The organism is Streptomyces roseifaciens (assembly GCF_001445655.1).
GTDB lineage: Bacteria > Actinomycetota > Actinomycetes > Streptomycetales > Streptomycetaceae > Streptomyces > Streptomyces aureoversilis.
Window position 1 is genome coordinate 614,079 of the sequence record NZ_LNBE01000004.1, and the last position, 22,248, is coordinate 636,326.

Here is a 22,248-nt window from a genome sequence, read left to right on the forward strand (position 1 = left end):
GCCCCCGCGAGGCATGTCCTGACAGGCCGTCCAACAGTCGGATGAGAGCATGACCGTATGACCGTTGTGCCCAGATCCCCCGTGCCCAGGTGGCTGCGGCGGGCCGTGCTGCCCGCCGCCCTCGTGCTCCTCGCGGCCTGCGGCGGTTCCGGTGACGCCGCGTCCCGCGAGGCCGGCGCCCCCGGCGCGGGGGACCCGCTCTTCCCCCGCCTGGGCAACGGCGGTTACGACGTCCGGCACTACGGCCTGACCCTCGACTACGACCCCGAGGACAACCACCTGGAGGCCACGGCCGTCATCACCGCGCGGGCGACGCAGGACCTCAGCGCGTTCAACCTGGACCTCGACGGGCTGAAGGTCCGCAGCGCCCGCGTGGACGGGCGGCCCGCGCGCACCGCCAGGAAGGGCAGCGAGCTGACGGTGACGCCCCGGGCGTCCATCGCCAAGGGCCACGAATTCGAGACGGTCGTCGTCTACGACGGCACGCCGAAGGAGATCAAGGACGAGGACGGCGACGTCGCCGAGGGCTGGGTCGAGACCGACGACGGAGCGGCCGGCCTCGGCCAGCCCACCGGCTCGATGGCCTGGTTCCCCGGCAACCACCACCCCTCCGACAAGGCCTCCTACGACTTCACGGTGACCGTCCCCAAGGGCTACACCGCCGTGGCCAACGGCGAGCTGCAGCGCCGCCTGACCAAGGGCGACCAGACGACCTTCACCTGGCACAACGCCGAGCCGATGGCGAGCTACCTGGCCAGCGTGGCCGTCTCCCCCTTCAAGGTCACCACCACCCGCGCCGGCGACCTGCCGGTCTACATCGCCACCCACCCCAAGGAGGCCGCGGCCACGCCCCGGCTGGAGAAGCTCCTGCCCGAGGCCATCGCCTGGGCGAGCGAGCTCTTCGGGCCCTACCCCTTCTCCTCCGCCGGCGCCGTCGTCGACCACAACCCCTACGTCGACTACGCCCTGGAGACCCAGACCAAGCCCTACTTCAACGCCGCCCCGGACGACGTGACCGTCGTGCACGAAGTCGCCCACCAGTGGTTCGGCAACTCCGTCAGCCCCCGCACCTGGCGCGACATGTGGCTCAACGAGAGCTTCGCCGCGTACGCGGAATGGCTGTGGGAGGAGAAGCAGGGCGGGCGCTCCGCGCAGCAGATCTTCGAGGACCACTACACCGGGAAGGACCCGCTCAGCGAGGGCATCTGGGCCTTCCCGCCCGCCGACCCCACCCCGGCCACGGTCTCCGACCCACCCGTCTACGGCCGCGGCGCGATGGTGCTGCACAAGCTGCGCCGGGCCGTCGGCGACAAGACCTTCTTCGCGACCGTCCGGGCCTGGGTGAGCGAGCACCGGCACGGCAACGCCGACACCGCCGGGTTCGAGCGGTTCTGGCAGGAGCGCACCGGGAAGAACCTCGGCGGCGTGTTCGGCCCGTGGCTCCACGGGCAGGGGAGGCCGGAGCAGCCGTGACCGCCGGGCGCGCGGCGCCCCGCCGCTCCGGTCACACCAGCTCCGCCAGCACCCGCAGCGTCTCCGGGTCCGGCGCGGTCACCAGCAGGTCCGTCACCGGCCCGGCCCGCCACAGCTCCAGCCGCTCCGCGATGCGCCCGCGCGGCCCGACGAGGGAGATCTCGTCGGCGAAGGCGTCCGGCACGGCCGCGACGGCCTCCTCCCGCCGGCCCGCCAGGAACAGCTCCCGCACCCGCTGCGCCTCCTCCTCGTACCCCATGCGGGCCATGAGGTCGGCGTGGAAGTTGCGGCGCGCGTGCCCCATGCCGCCGATGTAGAACCCCAGCATCGCCTTCACCGGGCGCAGCCCCTCGGCGACGTCGGCGCAGACCCGCGCCTGGGCCAGCGGCGCCACCAGGAAGCCCTCGGGCGCGGTGGCGAGGGCGGCCGCGTGCAGGTCCGTCCGCAGCGGGGACCAGTACAGCGGCAGCCAGCCGTCCGCGATGCGCGCGGTCTGGGCGACGTTGCGGGGCCCTTCGGCGCCGAGCAGGACGGGCAGGTCCGGGCGCAGGGGGTGGGTGATGGGCCGGAGCGGCCTGCCGAGGCCGGTCGCGCCGGGGCCGCGATAGGGGAGCGCGTGGTGGCGGCCGTCGAGCGTCACCGGCGCCCGGCGGCGCAGCACTTGGCGGACCACGTCCACGTACTCGCGCGTCGCGGTGAGCGGGCTGTCCGGGAACGGCCGCCCGTACCAGCCCTCCACGACCTGCGGGCCGGACAGCCCCAGGCCGAGCAGCAGCCGGCCGCCGGAGAGGTGGTCGAGGGTGAGGGCGTGCATCGCCGTGGCGGCCGGGCTGCGGGCGGCCATCTGCGCGACCGCGGTGCCGAGCCGGATGCGGGTGGTGTGCGCGGCGATCCAGGTGAGCGGGGTGAAGGCGTCGGATCCCCAGGACTCGGCCGTCCACACGGAGTGGTAGCCGAGGCGTTCCGCCTCCCGGGCGAGGTCGAGGTGGCGCGGGTCGGGGCTGCGTCCCCAGTAGCCGAGCGCGAGGCCGAGCCGCACGGATGCCCTCCCGGCGGGTCCAGCGAGCTGACGGGCTGTCAGGTTCGGGGTCTCCGACGGTAGGCCCGTGCCGGTGCCCCGGCAAGAGGACCCCGCAAGAGGCCCCGGCAAGAGGTCCCGGCAAGAGGATCCGGCAAGGGGCCCCGGCAAGGGGTCCCGGACCGGGCGCCGGTAAAGGCGACGGCCCGCCGGGATCTCCCGGCGGGCCGCCATCTTTCGGCTACGGCGCGGATCAGCCGCGCTGGATGCCCGTCGTGTCCTGCAGGACGCCGCGGCGGCCGTCCTGCGTCTGGGCGACGAGGGCCTGGCCGCGCTGCTCCACCGCGAGGTACCAGGTGCCGGGCGCGAGCTCGGCGATCTGCGACGGCGAACCGTCCTCGCCGTACAGCGGGCGGGGCACCGGCACCGCGAACCAGAACGGGGCGAAGTCCCCGGCCGGAGCGGCCGCGGCCTGGCCGGCGGCCGGCTGCGGCGAGGCGGCGCCGCCCAGACTCGCGTCAGGCTGACCCGGCTGCGCGCCGTAGGGCTGCTGGGCCTGGGCGCCGTACGGACCGGCGGCACCGGGCTGGGCACCGCCCGGGCCCGGGTAGCCGTAGCCCGGGTTCGGGCCGGCGCCGAAGGGGGACGGGGCCTGCGGGCCCGGGGCGCTCACCAGCGGGGCCTTCAGGGCCGGGGTGCGCGGGGTGAGCAGCGCCGCGGCGGCCAGGGCCGCGTTGGCGAGGAGGCCCAGGATCTGGCCGACGCCCGGGGACACGCCCTGGGCGCCACCGACGATCGTCCACAGCGAGGACCACGCGGCGAACACGGCGAACGCGGTGCCCCACTGGACGAGCTCCAGGCCCACGAGCTTGCGCCCCTCGGGCTGGAAGCGCGCGGCGACGATGAGCGCGGCGGCGATGATCCCGGCGAGGAAGATCGACGGCAGAACGGGGAAGAGGCCGGCCTTCCAGCCGTTCGGCTCCGTCGGGCAGATCGATCCCGCGCAGTCGTACGAGTAGAAGCTCAGGAACGAGGCGATGAACAGCAACACCGCTGCTCCGATCACCACGCCGTCGCCTCGAGTGAGGGAGCGGATGTTCACCTAAAGTCCTTTGTCAGTGTGATCATTAACGTCGCTTTCGCCGGCACGCGAGTATGCGGGGGCGCGGGGGTGGCCCCCCATCGTACGGGTGAACCTATCGCCTGCACGGTCGGGGCGTCCTCTTCGTATCTGCCTCGTGACAAGCGCGCGGCCCGCGGGCGCCGCTACGGCCCGTTACCGCCCGGGGAGCCCTACCCGTCCAGGAAGTCCGTGATGCCGTCGGCGATCCCTTGCGCCGCCTTCTGCCGCCATGCACCGTCCGTCAGCAGGGCGGCGTCCTTGGGGTCGCGCATGTTGCCGCACTCGACGAACACCTTGGGGACGGTGGAGAGGTTGAGCCCGCCGAGGTCACCGCGGGTGTCCAGACCGGTACCGCCGCCGATGTAGTTGGACGGGGCGCTGCCCGTGCTCCGCACGAAGTGGCCCGCGATGCGCACCCCGAGGTCCTTCGACGGCCCGGCGATGGGCGAGGTGTCCGCGCGCCCGCCCTTGACGGAAGCGGGCAGGATCACATGGAAGCCGCGGTTGCCGACGCCCGAGCCGTCGGCGTGCACCGAGACGGCGGCGTCGGCGTGCGCCCGGTTGCCGATCGCGGCCCGCTCGTCCACGCACGGGCCGTACGGGCGCTCGCCGTCGTGCGTGAACACCACCTTGGCGCCCTGCGCCCGCAGGAGCGTGCGGATCCGGTGGGCGACGTCGAGGCTGAACGTGGCCTCGGCGTAACCCGCGTCCGTGGACGTCCCCGTGGTGTCGCACTCCTTGCGGCCGGTGCCGATGTCGACGGAGCGGTTGATCTCGGCGGTGTGCTCACTGTTGCGGATGTTGTGACCGGGGTCGACCAGGACCACCTTGCCCTTGAGCGGGCCGTCCGGCAGCGGCCCCTCGTCGGCCGCGGCGGGCGACGCGCTCGGCGGCGCGGACGACCCGGACGCCGAGGGGGACCCGGCGGACGGCGACGGCTGCCGGGACGGGGCCTGCGAGGCGGGGGAGCGGCCGGGCGAGGCCGACGACGCGGCGGCCACCGGGGCCTTCTCCCCGCCGTCCGCGCTCGCGTCCCACAGCAGCCAGCCCGCGAAGCCGGCCGGCACCAGGGCCGCCACCGCGATGACGACGGGCCTACGGATGCCGCCCGGACGGCGGGTCACACGGGGAAAGCTGCCTTTGGACACCCGGCGATGCTACGCCGCCGCTCCACCGCGCAGGGGGCCTACGCCGCAACCGGTACGCGCCGCAGCACCCGCAGCGAGCGCGTCACCGACACTTCGGTGAACTCCCCGGATTCCAGTGCCCTGCGGTACACGCGGTACGGCGCCTGCCCGCCGTCCGCCGGGTCGGGGAAGACGTCGTGGACTACCAGCAGCCCGCCCGGGGCGAGGTGCGGCACCCAGCCCTCGTAGTCCGCCGTGGCGTGCTCGTCGGTGTGCCCGCCGTCGATGAACACCAGCCCCAGCGGCGCCGCCCAGAGCGAGGCCGCCAGCGGCGACCGCCCCACGATCGCCACCACGTGCTCCTCCAGCCCCGCCTGATGCAGCGTGCGCCGGAACGCCGGCAGCGTGTCCATCCGCCCCACGGCCTCGTCGACGAGCGACGCGTCGTGGTACTCCCAGCCCGGCTGCTGCTCCTCGCTGCCCCGGTGGTGGTCCACCGTCACGGCCGTGACCCCCGCCTCCCGCGCCGCGGCGGCCAGCAGGATCGTCGACCGGCCGCAGTACGTGCCGACTTCGAGCAGCGGCAGCGCGAGCCGCGCGGCCTCCTCGGCGGCGGCGTGGAGCGCGAGCCCCTCGTCGAGCGGCATGAACCCCTTGGCCGCCTCGAAGGCGGCGAGGATCTCGGGCTTGGGGGGCATGGTGTCGTCCTCCTGGGGTACGCGGTGGTCGGCTCATTGTCCTCACGGGCCGCCGTGCGCGGTGCGCGAGGGGTCGATACCGTGGGGAAGCACGTCCGCGGGACGCAGGGGGAAGCCACTGCTGAAGCTCCTGAAAGGGGCGGAAGATGTCCTTCGCCGTATCGCTGCTCGCCGCTTCCATGGCAGTCGTGTCCCCCATGGGCGGGGCCCACTGCCAAGGGGCGAGCGTGAGCGCCGTCTTCGCGGAGCCCACGGCCGACGTGCTGCGCGCCGTGACCTTCGACGACGCCGCGGTCCCGCCGGGCGCCCGCGTCTCCGTCGTCGAGCGGACCGGCCACCGCGGCACGGCCGTCCAGCTGCGCCTGCGCGGCGTCCAGCCGGGCCGTACGTTCGGCGCCCACGTCCACACGAAGCCGTGCGGCACCCTGCCCGACCACTCCGGCCCGCACTACCAGCACGTCAAGGACCCGAAGCAGCCCTCGACCGACCCCCGGTACGCCAATCCGCGCAACGAGGTCTGGCTCGACCTCACCACCGACCGGCGGGGCGACGGCACGTCCTCCGCCTCGGTCGCCTGGCGCTTCCGCGCGGGCGAGGCCCGCTCCGTCGTCATCCACGAACACGCCACCGAGACGGGCCCGGGCCGGGCGGGCATGGCGGGCGCGCGGCTGGCGTGCGTCAACGTGCCCTTCAAGTGAGCGTCGAACAATAGGACGAGGCACTCGCAAGGGTGATCGTGCGCGCTGCAGGGCCCGGGCACGGCCCCCGGCGCCATAGCCTGCTGCCGCCATGAACGATTTCGTTGACGAAGCACGCTCACGCGTCGCACACCTGCTCCGGATGGCCAACACCACGGACGACCGGGTCAGGGCACGGATCATCGAGTACGCGGACACCACCCCGGAGCCGCCTGTCATGAGCCGGGCCGGGATCGTCACGACCGGATGCGCGCAGTGCCTGAGGACCGCGTGGAGGCAGCAGGACGCGGAAGGACCCGTGTGGGTCTGCGCGTCGTGCGGCCATGTCGAAGGAGTGACCGTGAACTGCCCCCACTGCAAGGTGGCCATGACCCCGCCGCCCCTCGGCGCCCCCGACCGGTGGCAGTGCCCGCGGTGCCCTCGGGTCGCGGCCACGGGTGAGAGTGCGCAGGACATCGAGGAACGCGAGCGGCAACGGCTTGCGGCGGTTGCCGCGCTGGACTCGGCGATGGCCCTGCGGGCCGGCGAGTGAGTGCTGCGCTGATGCGCCGAAGTTCACTGCGAGGTCACGCCCCGCAAGGGGCGCGGGGAACTGCGCGACCAGCCACGGTCCGCCCGCAGCCGACCGACGGCACGGCACCGCCGGTCGGGCACATGGTGGTTTCTCGCCGCTGCGGCGGAAGAACATGCCCGCCGCGGTGCAGGGCTGCCGTACGGCCACCGGCCGGCTACCGCAGGTGCCCCGTGTCGTTCAGCAGCCGCAGTGACGCGTTCCCGTCCGCGTAGTACGCCACCGCCGACAGCGACGCCGCCGACAGCTCCATGCGGAACAGGGACTCCGGCGGGGCCCCGAGGGCCAGCCGGACGAGGGTCTTGACCGGCGTCACATGGGTGACCAGCAGCACCGTGCGGCCGGCGTACCGGGCGAGGAGCTTGTCGCGCGTGACCGCCATGCGGCGGGCGACCGCCGCGAAGCTCTCGCCGCCGCCGGTCGGGGCCGCCTTGGAGGAGGCCAGCCAGGCGTCGAGGTCGGCGGGGTGGCGCTCGCGGACCTCCGCGAACGTCAGGCCCTCCCAGGCCCCGAAGTCGGCCTCGCGCAGACCCTCCTCGACGCGCACCTCCAGGCCCAGGCGCGCGGCAGCGGCGGCCGCGGTCTCGCGGCAGCGCCGCATGGGCGAGGAGACGATCGCCTGGATCGTGCCGCGCGCGGCGAGCGCCGCGGCCGTGTGCTCGGCCTGGCGGAGGCCGACGGGCGAGAGCTCGGGGTCGCTGCCGCCACTGCCGGAGAATCGCTTCTGCGGAGTGAGGGCCGTCTCGCCGTGCCGCAGCAGCACGAAGGTGGTCGGTGCCCCGAGGTCGGCGGGGGCGGCCCAGCCGACGGGAGCGGCCTTGGGCTCCTCGAGCGGCTCCGCCACGGGCTCCGCCGTACGTACGGCCGTGCGCGCGGCCGTACGCTCCGCGAGCGCCGCCGCGGAGGCGCCCGCCTCCCACTGACGGCCCGCCTTGCCCGCGTCCATGGCCTCGTTGGCGAGCCGGTCCGCGTGCTTGTTCTGCTCGCGCGGGATCCACTCGTACGCGACCTGCCCCGCGGGGTAGAGCGCGCGCGCCCGGGCGGCGAGCGGCCGCATGTCCGGGTGCTTGATCTTCCAGCGGCCCGACATCTGCTCCACGACGAGCTTGGAGTCCATCCGGACCAGGACCCCGGCGCCGGGGTCGAGGGCCTTCGCGGCCTCCAGGCCGGCGATGAGCCCCCGGTACTCGGCGACGTTGTTCGTGGCCGTGCCGATGTACTCGGCGGCCTCGGCGAGCGCCTCGCCGGTCGCCGCGTCCAGCACGACGGCGCCGTAGCCGGCGGGGCCCGGGTTGCCCCGGGAACCGCCGTCCGCCTCGACGATGAAGCGAGGGGCCACGGGGCTTACAGGCCGGACTCGGAGGTGCGGACCAGGATGCGGCTGCAGTTCTCGCAGCGGACGACCTGGTCCGGCGCGGCGGCGCGGACCTCGTTGAGCTCGGTGATGTCCAGCTCCAGGCGGCAGCCCTCGCAGCGGCGCTGGTTCAGGCGCGCCGCGCCGATGCCGCCCTGCTTCGCCCGCAGTCGGTCGTAGAGCTTGAGCAGGTCGGCCGGGACGGAGCCGGAGACGATCTCGCGCTCCTTGGTGACCGAGGCGGCCTCGGCGTCGATCTCGCCGACGGCGGCGTCGCGGCGCGCGACGGCGTCGTTGACCTTGGCCTGGACGGACTCGACGCGGCCGGTCAGCTCGGTGACCCGCTCCTGCGCGGACTCGCGGCGCTCCATGACCTCGAGGACGACGTCCTCCAGGTCGCCCTGGCGCTTGGCGAGCGAGGCCACCTCGCGCTGCAGGTTCTCCAGGTCCTTGGCGGACATGCCGACGCCGGTGTCCAGGCGCTGCTGGTCACGGGCGGCGCGCTGGCGGACCTGGTCGACGTCCTGCTCGGCCTTGGTCTGCTCGCGGGCGGTGTCGCTCTCCTCGGTCTGCGCGGCGACGAGGAGGTCGCGGTGCTGGGCGAGGTCGGCCTCGAGGGAGGCGATCTCGGCGTGCTCGGGCAGGGTCGTGCGCTTGTGGGCGAGCTGACCGAGGCGGGTGTCCAGCGCCTGGAGGTCGAGGAGGCGGATCTGGTCGGCGGGCGCGGCGTTCAGTTGGGGGCTCCTGTTGAGTGGTGGTCGGTGGAGGACGCCGCGTGGGCGGTCCAGGGGTCGGTGACGATCTTCGAGACGTGGGTGCGCAGGCCCCAGCCGTGCCGGTCGGAGATCTCGTCCAGCTGGGCGGCCGCCTGCTCGGTCCAGGGCCACTCGGTGGCCCAGTGCGCCGCGTCGACCAGCGCCAGCGGGCTGTGCTGCTGGGCCTCGGACGCGGGGTGGTGGCGCAGGTCGGCGGTGACGTAGGCGTCCACGCCGGCGGCTCGCACCGCATCGAAGAGGGAGTCGCCGGAGCCGCCGCAGACCGCGACGGTGCGGATGGTGCGCCCGGGGTCGCCGGCGACCCGGATGCCCTGGGCCGTGACGGGCAGCCGCTTGGCGGCGTGCTCGGCGAATGCGGCCAGATCCATGGGCGGGTCGAGCTCGCAGACGCGGCCGAGGCCGCGGCGGCCCGCGGGGTCGTCCGGGTCGGGCACGAGCGGGCCGGTGACGCGCAGGTCGAGCGCGCCGGCGAGGGCGTCGGAGACGCCGGGGTCGGCGCGGTCGGCGTTGGTGTGCGCGACGTGCAGGGCGATGTCGTTCTTGATCAGCGTGTGCACGGCCCGGCCCTTGAAGGTCGAGGCCGCGACGGTGGTCGTCCCGCGCAGGTAGAGCGGGTGGTGCGTGACCAGGAGGTCGGCACCGAGCTCCACGGCCTCCTCGACGACCTCCTGGACGGGGTCGACCGCGAACAGGACCCGGGTGACCGGGGCGCCGGGGTCGCCGCAGACCGTGCCGACGGCATCCCACTGCTCGGCCCGCTCGGGGGGCCACAGGGCGTCGAGGGCGGCGATGACTTCAGACAGTGCGGGCACGGAGGAAAGGCTACCTGTCCGCCGTGCCCGCGCGGCCATCGCTCAGCGCATGGTCATGCCGGGGGTTCCGGGGCGGGCTCCCGGCCGGGGTGCCGGCCGGGGGTGCCCGCTACGTCACCCTGCTACTTCACGAGGAAGCCGCGGAGGTCGTCGAGGACGCTGTTGGCGGCCGTGACGCCCAGGCCCAGGTACCAGGTCTCGTCCTTGACGTCCTTGGCCCGGTCCTCCTTGACCGCCTTCAGGCTCTTCCACAGCGGGTTGCCCTCGGCGGCGTCGCGCTTGGTCTTGTCCGCGGCGCCGTAGACGCCGGTGAAGATCCAGTCGCCGTCGGCCTGGTCGATCTGCTCCGGGGAGATCTCCACGGCGAGCTTGTCGGCCTGCTGGTTCTTCGGGCGCGGCAGGCCGGCGTCCTTGAGGATCGTGCCGATGAAGGACTGCCCGGCGTACAGGCGCGTGAACTGCGGCAGGTAGCGGACCATCGAGATGGTGGGCTTGTTCTCGCCGAGGTCCTCGCCCAGCTTCTTCGCCTTGGCGGCGTACGCGTCGAGGTTCTTCCTCGCCTCGGCGGTCTTGTCGAGCGCGGCCGCGTTGAGGAGGTAGTTCTCCTTCCACGTGAAGCCCGGGCGGAGGGAGAAGACGGTCGGGGCGATCTTGGCGAGGTCCTTGTAGTTCTTCTCCGCGCGCAGCTTGCTGCCGAGGATCAGGTCCGGCTTGAGCTCGTTGATGGCCTCGAGGTCGAGGTTGTTGATCGTGCCGACGTTCTTCGGGTCGCCGGCGTCCTTCTTCAGGTACTCCGGGAGCTCCTGGCTGCCCTCGCTGGGGGCCCAGCCGACCGGCTGGAGGCCGAGCGAGACCACGTTGTCGAGCTCGCCGACGTCGAGGACGACGACGCGCTTCGGGCGCTCCTTCAGCTCGGTCTTGCCGAGCGCGTGCGTGATGGTGCGCGGGAACCGGCCGGGCGCGGCGTCCGTGCCCATCTTGGCGGTCTCCTCGGCGGCCTTGCCGAAGTCCTTGCCGCCCTGCGCCACGGCCTTGGAGCCGCTGCCGCCGTCCTTGCCCGCGGCGTCCTTGCCACCGTCCTCCGACGACCCGCAGGCCGTGAGGGAGAGCGCGGCGGCTACGGACAGGGCGACTGCGGCGGTGCCGCGGCGACGAAGGGACATCACGTACTCCATGTCGGTCCGGCCGGCCATCGGGGCCGGCGGGTGGTCAAGGGGGCCTTTTCAGCCACCCCCCGCGACTACTTAGGCACGCCTTACCTTACGTGACGGTGCGAATGCGCGAAGCACAGCCTCCTCCTGCTCCTCAGGCGAATCGGACAAGAGCCACCCTTACGCGTGAAGCGGGCCGACTCTCATTGTTCGGCTGGAAGTGCGATAACTACGTTCAGTGCCGGAGGTGACGTTTCTCATGACGGTCTGTGCCCCCCAGAGCACTCCACAGAGCACCCCGCGGAGTGGCTCGATGGACATGAGACGCGCGGCGTTCACGGTCACGGCGAACGGCTCGTACGCCGCCCGGCTGGCCCTCGACGGCGGCACGGGCGGCTGGTTCCCCGAGCGCTGGACGCTCGACGGCCCCGAGCCCTACGCCGTGCCGCTGCCCGGCAGCCAGCCCGAGGAACCCGACAGCGAAGTGCAGCCGCTCGCCGACGGGCGGGTCCTCATCCGCCGCCGCGTCGCCGAGCGGCACACCCTCTCGCTGCTCTACCCCACCGGCCCCGGCACCGGGGAGCTGGCCGTCGGCGCCGTCGAGTGCGCCCGGCTGACCCTGCTGCCCCCCGCGCCGGGCGGCGCCGCCGCCTACGGGCTCGTGCACGCCGAGCGGACCACCGCGCTGTGGCGGCTGCACGGCGGCTCCTTCGGGCCCGAGCGGGTCGTGGAGGTGCCGGGCCGCTGCGCCGGCGGCGCCTGGCTCGACCGCACGGGCCGGCTGCTGGCCCTCGACCGCGAGCTGGACGGCCGCACCAAGACCGTCGTCGTGGACCTGGAGCGCGGCGGCGAGACCAGCCCCCTGCTGCAGATCACCGAGGAGAGCAACGACCGGCTGCTGCTCGCCGACCCCTACAGCGGCCTGCTGCTCGTACGGTCCGACGCCCCCGGCCAGGACCGGCTCGGATGGGGCGTGCTCGGCTCCGCCCGCCCCGTGCGCTTCCCCGAGTGCCTGCGGCCCGCGGGCGCCGCGCTCACCCCCTTCGCCGCCCAGCCCGGGCAGGAGCTCACCCCCGAAGGGTGCGCGGTGGCCTTCCGGGTCGAGGGAGCCACCGGCAGCTGGGTCGGCGTGTGGCGCCCCGCAGGGAAACAGCTCCAGCAATTCCCGGCACCCGCCGGGTGGCTGGTCGGCGCCGGCCTGTGGACCAGCGGCGGCGAACTGCGGCTGCCGTTCGTCACGCCGTACGTGCGCTGCGGCCTGGCACGGCTGCGGCTGCCGGAAGGGGAGCGGGGCGAGACACGGGATACCGACGGGCGCGGTGCGGCGCGGGACGCGGCCCCCGGAGGGCCGCGCACCGCGCCGGGTCAGGCACCGCGGCCTCCCCTGGAACAGGTGCAGCAGCCGCTGCCACCGCACAGGCCCCCGTCCGGCTCCCAGCTGCGGACCGGGCCCGCCCCGGCGGCCGAACAGCAGCCACAGACGCCTGCGGCGCCCGCGCAGACGCAGCAGCCGCTGCTGCAAGTACCGCGCCCGATGCCGGAGCAGACACCCGCCGGGCCGCAGCGGCCACAACAGCCGCTGCTGCGGGAAGCCTCACGCCCGGCGGGGCCGTCGACTTCCGCCGCGGCGCATCGGCCGCAGCCGCTGCTGCAGGAAGTACGGCCCGCGGCGCCGCAGCCGGTCCGGCCGGTGCTGGGGTCCGGGGCTGCGGATGGGCCGCAGGAGCAAGTGCCGTTCCTGCACGAGGTGCCCCGTGCGGCGGAGCCGCCGGTCTCCGTCGTGCCGCCTGCGCCGCAGTCGTTGCTGCGGGAAGTACGGCCCTCCGGGCCGGAGCCGGCCCGGTCGGTGCCGGAGTCCGGGTTTGCTGCGGGCGGGCCGCAGCTGCAGGCGCCGTTGCGGCAGGAAGCGCCGCGGCCGGTGCCGGAGGAGCAGGCCGCCGCAGCGCCGCAGCGGGTGGAGCAGCCGCTGCTGCACGAAGCGCTCCGCCCGGCGCCGCCGCAGACGCCGCTGCTGCAGGACGCACCCCGCCCGGCGGAGCAGCCGGGCTCCGCCGCGGCGCATCGGCCGCAGCCGCTGCTGCAGGAAGTACGGGACGCCGGGCCGCAGTCGGTCCGGCCGGTACCGGAGACCGGTTTCGCGGGTGGCCCGCAGATGCAGGCGCCGTCACTGCACGAGGCGTCCCCTGCGGCGGAGCCGCCGGTCCCCGCGGCGCCGCAGCCGTTCCGGCCGGTGCCGGGGTCCGGGGCTGCGAGTGGGCCGCAGGTGCAGGTGCCGTTGCTGCACGAGGTGCCGCGGCCGGGCTCTGCTGGGGTGCATCAGCCGCAGTCGTTGCTGCGGGAGGTGCCGTCCTTCGAGCCCCAGTCGGCGCGGCCGGTGTCGGAGTCCGGACCGGCGGGTGGGCCGCAGGCGCAAGCGCCGTTGCTGCACGAGGTGCCCCGCCCGGCGGAGCAGCAGGCTCAGCCGCAGCTGCAGGAAGTCCCGTCCCCCGAGCCGCAGCAGGCGCGGTCGGAGTCCCGTTTTGCGGGTGGGCCGCAGGCGCAGGTGCCATTGCTGCAGGAAGTTCCGTCCCCCGAGCCGCTGCCGACGCGGCCGGTGTCGGAGTCCGGACCGGCGGGTGGGCCGCAGGCGCAAGCGCCGTTGCTGCACGAGGTGCCCCGCCCGGCGGAGCAGCAGGCTCAGCCGTTGCTGCAGGAAGTCCCGTCCCCCGGGCCGCAGCCGGCCCGCCCGGTGTCCGAGGAGTCGGCTTCCGCAGGGCGGCCGCAGCAGCCGTTGCTGCATCAGGTGCCTTGCCCGCCGCAGGCGTCCCCGCAGGCGTCCCCGCCCCTCATGGAGCGTCCCCACGAAGGGCCCCCGCCCTGCCCGCCGCCTCAGGCTGAGCGAGGTGAGTCGCCCGCGTCCGTGTGGACCGCCGTGCCTCCCACCGGTCTTCCGGGCGCCGGTATGCCGGGTGCCTGGTCCGCGGCGGCTTCCAGGCCCGTGCCCCTGCAGCAGGCACCGCTGGGACGGGAGTCCCGGCCTTGAGCGGCCGCCGACTCGCGGCCCGGCCGGGTGGCCCGGGCGATCAAGGTCCCGTTAGAATCCGGGCGGGGGTTGCGCAGCTGTGCCGGACGGTGACGGTCACCGTCGTGAGCCGGACGGCCGTGCGCGGAGGACGTGTCGGCGTCCGCCGACACCGCGCGCCACTGCCGTGGCAGCCCCCTACGCGCAAAGCACGCATCCCCATCCGACGGAGTGACTTTCCCCATGCCCGACGCCCGAACCGACACGACCGAGGCGCGCCCCCTTGAGGCGTCCCAGGCCGCAGCCGCCGGCTCCGGCAGGCACCGTGGTCCGGCTTCCCCCGACGACAACAGCTCACCTGCCCACGGCAAGCACCGCCGTACGCCGGAAGGCCACTGACCGGCGTCGCCGACGATTCCGGTCAGCCCTCGGGCGCCGGGTGGTCCCGCTCAGCGGAGACTCCCGGCGCCCGAGGCGTTTTCCCGGCCGGTGCTCAACCGGGCCCGAGCTGCCACACCTCCGGCGCGGCGAACGTCTCCCCGGGCGGCCGCCCGGCGAAGTGCGGGGAGAGCAGCCCGTCCAGCTCCTCGGCGGTGAAGACGTCCCCGGCCGTGCCGAACTGCGCCGCGACCTTCGGCCGCTCCATGACGGCGACCATGCCGCCGTGGACGAGGAGCACCTGCCCGGTCACCCCGGCCGCGGCGGGCGCGGCGAGGTAGCCGACGAGGGGCGCGACGTGCTCGGGGGCCAGCGGGTCGGGCCCGCCGTCCGCGGGCGTGCCGACCCCGGCGAAGATCTGCTCGGTCATCCGGGTGCGGGCCCGCGGGCAGATGGCGTTCACCGTGACCCCGTACTTCCGCAGGGCCTCCGCCGTGGAGGTGGTGAGGCCGACGACGCCGCCCTTGGCCGCCGCGTAGTTGGGCTGGCCGGGTGAGCCGATGAGGAACGCCTCGGAGGAGGTGTTGACGATCCGTCCGTACACCGGTCGCCCGGAGGCCTTCGCCCGCTCCCGCCAGTGCGCGGCGGCGAAGCGCACGGTGTTGAAGTGGCCCTTGAGGTGGACGCGGACGACCGCGTCCCACTCGTCCTCGGCCATGGAGAAGACCATCCGGTCGCGCAGGATGCCCGCGTTGTTGACGAGGACGTCGAGCGAGCCGCCGCCGGCGTCGACGGCGAGCCGGACGAGGTCGCGGGCCGTCCCGAAGTCGGACACGTCGCCGACGTGGGCGGTGGCGCGGCCGCCGGCCGCCCGGATCTCGGCGGCGACGGCCTCGGCGGGCGCGGCCGATGCCTCGCCGGAGCCGTCCGCGCCGGGCTGCCCGTAGTCGTTGACGACGACGTGCGCGCCGAGCCGGGCGAGTTCGAGGGCCTCCGCCCGGCCGAGGCCGCGCCCCGCGCCGGTGACGATCGCGGTCCTGCCGCGCAGGGACACCATGCCCGTCACCCCTCTCAGATCTCGATGCACGTGCGCAGTGCCTCGCCCGTCCGCATCTGTTCCAGGGCGTCGTTGACGCCGGACAGCGGGACCCGGTGGGTGATCAGGCCCGCGAGGTCGATGCGGCCGGCCCGCCACAGGGCGACGGCCCGTTCGTAGGAGCGCAGGACGTCCCCGCCGCCGTACAGGGACGGCAGGATCTTCTTCTCGTCGAAGAACAGCTCGAACATGTTGATCTGGAAGAGGTCGTCCATGGCCCCGGCCCCGACGATGCAGAGCGTGCCGCCCCGCCGCGTCGCGTCGTACGCGGCGCGGGCGGTGGCGGAGGTGCCGACGACCTCGAAGGCGTAGTCGAAGCCCTCGCCGCCGGTGACGCGCGCCTTGGCGTCGGCGAGCGCGTCGGGCGCCACGGCCTCGGTCGCGCCGAAGCGCAGCGCGGCCTCGCGCCGGGAGGCGACCGGGTCGACGGCGACGATCTGCGCCGCGCCCGCGGCCCGCGCGCCCTGGATCGCGCAGATCCCGACGCCTCCGCAGCCGATGACCGCGACCGAGGAACCGGCGGTGACGTCGGCGGTGTTGAGGGCGGCCCCGAGGCCGGTGGTGACGCCGCAGCCGATGAGGGCGGCGATGTCGTAGGGCAGGTCGTCGGGGATGGGCACGGCGCAGCCGGCGCCGACGACGGCCTCCTCGGCGAAGGTGCCGGTGCCGGCGAAGCCGAAGAGGTCGGAGCCGTCCAGGCGGAAGTTGGGGGTGCCGGCCTCCATGAGGCTCGCCAGGCACAGCTGGCTCTGGCCGCGCTTGCAGGCGGGACAGCCGCCGCAGGGCGGCAGCCAGCAGACCAGGACGCGGTCGCCCGGCTGCAGCCCGGTCACGCCCTCGCCGACCTCGACGACTTCGCCGGCGCCCTCGTGCCCGGGGACGAAGGGCACCATCTGGGGGAGCACCCCGCTCATGGCGGACAGGTCGGAGTGGCACAGCCCGGTGGCCCGCATGCGCAGCCGGACCTTGCCGGGGCCGAAGCCCACCGCCTCGACGTCGTCGCGGACTTCGAGGCGGGGCCGTCCCGTCTCGTGCTGTACGGCTGCGCGCATGACGGACTCCTCTGACGTGGGAACGACGTAGGAAGGGGTCTCTGCGGGTGACGTGGAACGAGGTCTTCGTGGGCAGTGCGCCCGGTTGCTCACCCGTGCGTGACGACCGTGTCCGCGAGGACGGGTGCGTCGTCGCGCTCCACGGCGCTGACGGCGACCTGGATCCGGCCGGGCGCCGGGGTCTCCCGCCACATCCGCACGCGCAGCGTTTCGCCGGGGTAGATGACGCCGGCGAAGCGGGTGCGGTACGCGCGGACGCGGGTGACGTCCCCGGCGAGGGCGGTGTCGACGACGGCCTTGAGGGTGATGCCGTACGAGCACAGGCCGTGCAGGATCGGCCGGTCGTAGCCCGCGAGCTTGGCGAACTCGGGGTCGGCGTGCAGGGGGTTCCAGTCGCCGGAGAGGCGGTAGAGGAGCGCCTGGTCCTCGCGGACGGGCCGCTCCACGGTGGTGTCGGGGGCGCGGACGGGCGCCTCCAGGCGGGTGGAGGCGCCGCGTTCGCCGCCGAAGCCGCCCTCGCCCTTGACGAAGATCTCGCTCTCGCCCGTCCACAGCGGCCCGCCGGCGTCCGCGGCCTCCGAGCGCAGCACGATGACGGCCGCCTTGCCCTTGTCGTGGACGGCGGCGACGCGGGAGGTGAGGGTGGCGGCGCCGCGGACCGGGAGCGGGCGGTGCACGTCGAGGGACTGGCCGCCGTGCAGCACCGCGGCGAGGTCGATGTCGATGCCGGGGGCGGAGAGGGCGCCGGCCTGCGCGACGCCGCCGCCGGCGACGGTGGCGAAGCTCGGGAGGACGTGGAGCCGGCTCTCCAGGGTGTACCGGAGCTCGTCCGGGTCCGTGGCCGGGGTGCCCGCGCCGATGCCGAGGTGGTAGAGCAGGACGTCCTTGTGATCCCAGGTCAGGGAGGTGCTGCGCGGGGCGGCGGCGACGGCCCGGCGTACGTCGATGGGCATCGGGAACCTTCCTAGAACGCGTTCTAGCCGATCCGATGGGACCCCCTGTATAGCCGGGTCCGGGACAAATGTCACGGGTAGTCGCCCACACTTGCATCTGCCCAGCTCAGCGGCGGGTTCCTTAGGGTCGGAGCCATGACCGACAGCAAGGCCGGGGCCGAACGGCACAAACCCCCGGGGAAATTCGCCTTCCTTCCCTGGCTCTTCATGCTCACCGGGGACGTCCAGGACCTGTTCCGCGGCGAGGTGCCGCTGCCCTGGCTCGGCGGGCTGGGCGTGCTGGCCTTCGCCGCGATGTACACCGTCACGGTCTTCACCGGCCTCGACGCGCGGTACAGGACGACCCGCGTCCCGCGCCTCGCGCTGGCCGGACTGGCCGTCGTCACGTACGCGCTGACCATCGGGTACGGCGGCGACTGGCTGCTGTGCTTCCCGCTGCTGTCGCTGGCCTCCGGCATCGTGCTGCGGCGCGGGCTGACCGGGAGCGGGCGCCGGCCGGTCCTCCTCGTCCTCACCGTGGCCGGCTCGGCCGGGCTGATCGCGAGCATGCGCGGCGACCCGTCGGAGTCGCTGACCGTCGCCTACGGGACGCTGCTCTCCGGCTTCGTCACCGCCGCGGTCCTCACCCTCTTCGAGACGGTGGCCCAACTGCGCGCCACGCGCGAGGAACTGGCCCGCAGCGCCGTCGAGCGGGAACGGCTGCGGTTCTCGCGCGACCTGCACGACCTCCTCGGGCACACCATGTCCGTCATCGTCGTCAAGGCCGAGGCGGTGCGCCGGCTCGCCCCGCGCGACCTGGACGCGGCCGTCGGACAGGCGGCCGACATCGAGGCGGTGGGCCGGCAGGCCCTCACCGAGATCCGCGAGGCCGTCACCGGCTACCGCGAGGGCAGCCTCACCACCGAACTCGACCGCGCCCGCTCCCTCCTGGAGGCCTCCGGCATCACCGCCGGCCTGCGCCAGTCCGGCCCCCCGCTGCCGCCGCAGACCGCGGCCCTGCTGGGCTGGGTCGTCCGCGAGGGCGTCACCAACGTCGTCCGGCACAGCGGCGCGGGCCGCTGCACGGTCGAGGTGCGCGGCGAGACCGACCGGGTACGCCTGGAGATCACCGACAACGGGCGCGGCGTAGGCTCGGGGCAGGCCGCGCCGGGGACGGGCCTGAAGGGCCTGACGGAGCGCATGGCCGCCGCGGGCGGCCACCTGAGCGCCGGCCCGGACGGGCGCAAGGGCTTCCGGCTCGTGGCCGAACTGCCCGTGGACCCGGAGTCCGAGGAGGACCACCGCTCATGATCAAGCTGCTCCTCGCCGAGGACCAGGGAATGATGCGGGGCGCGCTCGCGCTGCTGCTCGGGCTGGAGGAGGACATGGAGGTCGTCGCCCAGGTCGGCGACGGCGACGAGATCGTCCCCAAGGCCCTGGAGACGAAGCCCGACGTCGCGCTCCTCGACATCGAACTGCCCGGCCGCAGCGGCCTGGACGCCGCCGCCGACCTGCGCGCCCGGATGCCCGGCTGCCAGGTGCTGATCCTCACCACCTTCGGCCGGCCCGGCTACCTGCGCCGCGCGATGGAGGCCGGAGCGTCCGGCTTCCTCGTCAAGGACGGCCCGGTCGAGGACCTGGCCGCGGCGGTCCGGCGCGTCCTGGCCGGGGAGCGCGTCATCGACCCGGCCCTGGCCGCCGCTGCCCTCGGCGCCGGCCCCAACCCCCTGACCCGGCGCGAGCGCGACGTCCTCGCGGCGGCGGTCGACGGGGCGACGGTGGCCGACATCGCGGCGAAGGTCCACCTGTCGCCCGCGACGGTCCGCAACTACCTGTCGGCGGCCATCGGCAAGACCGGGACCCGCAACCGCATGGAGGCCGTCCGCGCGGCCCGGCAGAACGGGTGGCTGTGACTCGGTGAGCACGAGAGCCCCCGCCGCCCGCGCATCGGCGGGCCGCAGGGGCTCGTGCAGAACAGGCGGCGGACGAGTCGGCCTGTACGCCGGGTTCTGTCACCCGGGTCCCTTGCGGGGCCCGGGGTAGCGGCCATCCATCTAGGCCTGCCGTTGCCGGCAGGCTCGTGCGGTCTACCCGCGGACTCGGGCTGGCAGCCCTCGATCGTCCGCGCAGGGCCGCCGCGAAGGCGGCCCCTCTTGACCTTGCTCCGGGTGGGGTTTACCTAGCCGCCTGAGTCACCTCAGGCGCTGGTGGTCTCTTACACCACCGTTTCACCCTTACCGGAGGCCTTGCGGCCCCCGGCGGTCTGTTTTCTGTGGCACTGTCCCGCGGGTCACCCCGGGTGGGCGTTACCCACCACCCTGCCGTATGGAGCCCGGACGTTCCTCGGGGGATCCGAAGACCCCACGCGGCCGCCCGGCCGGCTCGTCCGCCGTGCCGACCATGCTACCTGGCGGGGGCTGTCACGATCGCCCCGGGAGAACCCGGAGCCCGTCACCGCCGCTCCGGCTAGGCCGGGGCGAACCACACCTTGTCGCGGCCCGGGTCCGCCTCGATCACCCGGACGCGCATGCGGTGCCCCAGGGGCAGGGGCGGGCCGTCGCCGTCGCCCTCGATGTGGCCGATCACCGCCGGCTCGTAGAGGTGGACCGTGCCCGCGGTGGGGCGGTCCGCCTGGACGTCCACCACGTAGGCGTCGAAGACCTGGCCGATCCGGTCGCGCAGCAGCGCCGCCTCGACCATGTCCACGCACTCCCGCTCCACCTGGCCCGCGCGCCGCGCCCCGGTCTCCATCTCGCCGGGCAGGGCGTCGAGCGCGGCGCGCACCCACTCGGGCGGGTCGGTGCCCGCGGCAGCGGCGAGGCACAGCTCGCCGGTGTAGCGGTCGACCAGGCGGCGCAGGGGGGCGGTGCAGTGCGCGTACGGGGCGGCGAGGGCGGCGTGGCCGGGATCCGCCGGCAGCGGGCGTTCCGTGGGGCGTTCGCGGTCGAAGACGGTGTAGCCCGCGCCGCGCAGCAGTGCCGTGCACTCCTGGAGGAAGGCCGCGTGCTGGGTGTGGGAGGGGTCGAGGGCACGGATGACGACCGCGTACGGCATGTCCTCCGGCCAGGTGACGCCGAGGGCGCGCGCCACGCGCCGCAGCCGGTCGACCGCCCGCTCGGGCGCGGCGGGCAGGGTGCGCAGGATGCCCGTGCCCGTGCGCAGCATCAGGTCGGCCGCGGCCATGCCGGTCATCAGGGATATCTGGGCGTTCCAGCCGTCCGCCGGCAGGGGCGTGCGGTAGGCGAGCGCGTAGTGGCCGCCGCGGCGCACGATCTCCTGCTCGGGGACGTTGAGGGAGATGCCGCCCCGGGCGCGCTCCAGCGCCTCGCGCCGCATCCCGATCTCGCGCAGCAGGGCCAGCGGCTCCTCGGCCCTGCCGGAGTCCACGGCGGCCTGGACGGCCGCGTAGTCGAGCCGGGCCCGGCTGCGGACGAGCGCGCGCCGCAGGTCCGTCCCCTCGACGCGGCCGTCCGCGTCGAGGTCGAAGCGCCACAGCAGGGCGGGCCTGCTGTGGTCGGGGAGCAGGCTGGCCGCGCCCTCGCCCAGGACGTCGGGGTGGAGGGGGACGCGCCCGTCGGGGTAGTAGAGGGTCATGACGCGGCGGTGCGCCTCGGCGTCGAGGGCCTGGCCGGGGCGGACGAAGGCGGCGACGTCGGCGATCGCGTAGTGCACGCGGAAGCCCCCGCCGTCGCGCCGCTCCAGGTACATGGCCTGGTCGAGGTCCATCGAGCCGGGCGGGTCGATGGTGAACAGCGGCAGCTCGGTGGCGTCGTACGCCGGGAGGCGGGGCCGGCGTGCGGCCTGCTCGGCCTCCGCGAGGGCGGCGGCGGGAAACTCCTCGGTCACCCCGGTGTCCTCGCGCAGCCGGCGCAGCGCCGCTCGCAGGGGGCTGCTGCCGTCCGCGTCGGTCACGTGCATCTTGCGGCGAGGCATGGGACGAGCGTATTTCCGGTGCGGGCGCGGGGCACGGCGAGCGTGGCGTGCGGCGTCGGGGTCGGGGTTAGGCTCGTCGGGGCGTGCGGGGAGGCCCGGCGTGCCGGGCGTGCCGGGTGCCGCGCGATCCGTATGCGCACCGACCCGTGCTCGCACCGCTCGTATCCGCACCGCCCCGTATCCGTACCGATGGGAGAAGACACCGTGCTCGTGCTGTTGCCGCCGTCCGAGGGGAAGGCCGCCGCCGTCGGTTCCGGCGCCGGGGCCGCGCTGGAGGTCGGTGCGCTGTCGCTGCCGGGGCTGGCCGGGGCGCGGGAGACCGTGCTGGCGGAGCTGGTGGAGCTCTGCGCGGGCGACGAGGACAAGGCCGCGGAGGTGCTCGGCCTGTCCCCGGGGCTGCGGGGCGAGATCGCGAAGAACGCGGCGCTGCGGACGGCGGGCACCCGCCCCGCGGGCGAGGTCTACACCGGCGTCCTCTACGACGCGCTCGGCCTGGCCTCGCTGGACGCGGCGGCGCGGGAGCGGGCGGAGCGCTCGCTGCTGGTCTTCTCGGGGCTGTGGGGCGCGGTCCGGGTCGGTGACGCGATCCCGTCGTACCGCTGCTCGATGGGCGTGAAGCTGCCGGGCCTGGGCGCGCTGGGCACGTACTGGCGCGGCGTCATGGACGACCACCTGCCGCAGGAGGCGGGCGACGGGCTGGTGCTCGACCTCAGGTCGGCCGCGTACGCCGCCGCGTGGAAGCCGAAGGGCGCCCTCGCGGAGCGGACGGCGACCGTCCGGGTGCTGCAGTCGAAGATCGTGGACGGGGTGGAGAAGCGGTCCGTCGTGAGCCACTTCAACAAGGCCACCAAGGGCCGGCTGGTCCGGGACCTGCTGACGGCGGGCGCGGAGCCGGACGGGCCGGCGGAGCTCGCGGAGGCGCTGCGCGGCCTCGGGTACGCGGTGGAGGGCGGGGCGCCCGCGAAGGGCGGCAAGCCGTGGGCGCTCGACGTGGTGGTGACCGAGCTCTGAGGGCCCCTCGTTGCACATAGTGCAACGACCGTTGCGTTAAGTGG

20 protein-coding genes and 1 other RNA gene are annotated in these 22,248 nt (G+C 74.7%); 8 read left to right on the top strand and 13 right to left on the bottom strand.

What is annotated here, in order from left to right; genetic code table 11:
* Positions 1-57 precede the first annotated feature (57 nt).
* Complete coding sequence (locus AS857_RS19900; RefSeq protein ID WP_058044650.1) at positions 58-1,473, top strand: M1 family metallopeptidase; 1,416 nt, start codon at positions 58-60, stop codon at positions 1,471-1,473.
* 31 nt (positions 1,474-1,504) lie between these two features.
* Here the strand turns inward: AS857_RS19900 and AS857_RS19905 are convergent, their stop codons facing one another.
* The 4 genes from AS857_RS19905 to AS857_RS19920 form a co-directional block, all read right to left on the bottom strand.
* Entirely contained in the window at positions 1,505-2,512 is a 1,008-nt protein-coding gene (locus tag AS857_RS19905; protein ID WP_058044651.1) for an LLM class F420-dependent oxidoreductase, read from the bottom strand.
* 232 nt (positions 2,513-2,744) lie between these two features.
* Positions 2,745-3,593: a hypothetical protein gene (locus AS857_RS19910; protein WP_058044652.1), complete on the bottom strand. Its 849-nt coding sequence runs from the start codon at positions 3,591-3,593 to the stop codon at positions 2,745-2,747.
* 191 nt (positions 3,594-3,784) lie between these two features.
* Positions 3,785-4,738, bottom strand: a complete 954-nt coding sequence (locus AS857_RS19915) for an N-acetylmuramoyl-L-alanine amidase (protein ID WP_245700353.1) — start codon at positions 4,736-4,738, stop codon at positions 3,785-3,787.
* Positions 4,739-4,800: 62 nt separating this feature from the next.
* Positions 4,801-5,439 carry a class I SAM-dependent methyltransferase gene (locus tag AS857_RS19920; RefSeq protein ID WP_058044654.1) on the bottom strand — a complete coding sequence of 213 codons (639 nt, stop codon included), beginning with the start codon at positions 5,437-5,439 and terminating at the stop codon, positions 4,801-4,803.
* Positions 5,440-5,585: 146 nt separating this feature from the next.
* On the opposite strand from AS857_RS19920, the gene AS857_RS19925 reads away from it, so the two are divergent.
* Together AS857_RS19925 and AS857_RS41555 are read left to right on the top strand one after the other, a co-directional pair.
* Positions 5,586-6,137: a superoxide dismutase family protein gene (locus AS857_RS19925; RefSeq protein ID WP_245700355.1), complete on the top strand. Its 552-nt coding sequence runs from the start codon at positions 5,586-5,588 to the stop codon at positions 6,135-6,137.
* 91 nt (positions 6,138-6,228) lie between these two features.
* Positions 6,229-6,669 carry a hypothetical protein gene (locus AS857_RS41555; protein WP_245700356.1) on the top strand — a complete coding sequence of 147 codons (441 nt, stop codon included), beginning with the start codon at positions 6,229-6,231 and terminating at the stop codon, positions 6,667-6,669.
* Between the two features lie 196 nt (positions 6,670-6,865).
* Here AS857_RS41555 and AS857_RS19935 read toward each other — a convergent pair whose 3' ends face one another.
* The 4 genes from AS857_RS19935 to AS857_RS19945 all read right to left on the bottom strand — a co-directional run bounded on the left by AS857_RS19935 (position 6,866) and on the right by AS857_RS19945 (position 10,813).
* Positions 6,866-8,047, bottom strand: a complete 1,182-nt coding sequence (locus tag AS857_RS19935; protein WP_058044655.1) for a bifunctional RNase H/acid phosphatase — start codon at positions 8,045-8,047, stop codon at positions 6,866-6,868.
* A 5-nt stretch (positions 8,048-8,052) separates the two neighbouring features.
* Positions 8,053-8,796: a zinc ribbon domain-containing protein gene (locus tag AS857_RS19940; protein WP_216824021.1), complete on the bottom strand. Its 744-nt coding sequence runs from the start codon at positions 8,794-8,796 to the stop codon at positions 8,053-8,055.
* A complete protein-coding gene (locus AS857_RS37905) occupies positions 8,793-9,650 on the bottom strand; it encodes a Nif3-like dinuclear metal center hexameric protein (protein ID WP_079110516.1) in 858 nt (285 codons plus the stop codon). Before AS857_RS37905 ends, AS857_RS19940 begins: the two co-directional genes overlap by 4 nt.
* A 122-nt stretch (positions 9,651-9,772) precedes the next feature.
* Entirely contained in the window at positions 9,773-10,813 is a 1,041-nt protein-coding gene (locus AS857_RS19945; protein WP_058046922.1) for an ABC transporter substrate-binding protein, read from the bottom strand.
* 301 nt (positions 10,814-11,114) lie between these two features.
* On the opposite strand from AS857_RS19945, the gene AS857_RS42115 reads away from it, so the two are divergent.
* Both AS857_RS42115 and AS857_RS40445 read left to right on the top strand, forming a co-directional pair.
* Complete coding sequence (locus tag AS857_RS42115) at positions 11,115-13,823, top strand: hypothetical protein (protein ID WP_338058270.1); 2,709 nt, start codon at positions 11,115-11,117, stop codon at positions 13,821-13,823.
* A gap of 222 nt (positions 13,824-14,045) precedes the next feature.
* Positions 14,046-14,201 carry a hypothetical protein gene (locus AS857_RS40445; RefSeq protein ID WP_168094376.1) on the top strand — a complete coding sequence of 52 codons (156 nt, stop codon included), beginning with the start codon at positions 14,046-14,048 and terminating at the stop codon, positions 14,199-14,201.
* A gap of 94 nt (positions 14,202-14,295) precedes the next feature.
* On the opposite strand, the gene AS857_RS19955 is transcribed toward AS857_RS40445, so the two are convergent.
* The 3 genes from AS857_RS19955 to AS857_RS19965 all read right to left on the bottom strand — a co-directional run bounded on the left by AS857_RS19955 (position 14,296) and on the right by AS857_RS19965 (position 17,281).
* Positions 14,296-15,237 (bottom strand): 3-oxoacyl-ACP reductase, encoded by a 942-nt coding sequence (locus tag AS857_RS19955; protein ID WP_058046923.1) that lies wholly within the window; start codon positions 15,235-15,237, stop codon positions 14,296-14,298.
* Positions 15,238-15,251: 14 nt separating this feature from the next.
* A complete protein-coding gene (locus AS857_RS19960; protein WP_058044657.1) occupies positions 15,252-16,328 on the bottom strand; it encodes an alcohol dehydrogenase catalytic domain-containing protein in 1,077 nt (358 codons plus the stop codon).
* 89 nt (positions 16,329-16,417) lie between these two features.
* Entirely contained in the window at positions 16,418-17,281 is an 864-nt protein-coding gene (locus tag AS857_RS19965) for a MaoC/PaaZ C-terminal domain-containing protein (protein WP_058044658.1), read from the bottom strand.
* 135 nt (positions 17,282-17,416) lie between these two features.
* Between AS857_RS19965 and AS857_RS19970 the strand changes: the two genes are divergently transcribed.
* On the top strand, positions 17,417-18,571 hold the full coding sequence (locus AS857_RS19970; protein WP_058044659.1) for a sensor histidine kinase: 1,155 nt from the start codon (positions 17,417-17,419) through the stop codon (positions 18,569-18,571).
* Positions 18,568-19,173, top strand: coding sequence for a response regulator transcription factor (locus AS857_RS19975; protein ID WP_058044660.1), 606 nt, complete (start codon positions 18,568-18,570; stop codon positions 19,171-19,173). The genes AS857_RS19970 and AS857_RS19975 overlap by 4 nt, the downstream gene beginning before the upstream one ends.
* 69 nt (positions 19,174-19,242) lie before the next feature.
* On the opposite strand, the gene rnpB is transcribed toward AS857_RS19975, so the two are convergent.
* Together rnpB and AS857_RS19980 are read right to left on the bottom strand one after the other, a co-directional pair.
* An RNA gene (gene rnpB, locus AS857_RS33460) (RNase P RNA component class A) lies at positions 19,243-19,645 on the bottom strand.
* Positions 19,646-19,726: 81 nt separating this feature from the next.
* Positions 19,727-21,193, bottom strand: a complete 1,467-nt coding sequence (locus tag AS857_RS19980) for an RNB domain-containing ribonuclease (RefSeq protein ID WP_058044661.1) — start codon at positions 21,191-21,193, stop codon at positions 19,727-19,729.
* A gap of 204 nt (positions 21,194-21,397) precedes the next feature.
* On the opposite strand from AS857_RS19980, the gene yaaA reads away from it, so the two are divergent.
* The gene (gene yaaA, locus AS857_RS19985) at positions 21,398-22,204 is read left to right on the top strand and encodes a peroxide stress protein YaaA (protein WP_058046924.1); all 807 of its coding nucleotides are present in this window, start codon (positions 21,398-21,400) and stop codon (positions 22,202-22,204) included.
* The last annotated feature ends 44 nt before the right edge of the window (positions 22,205-22,248 follow it).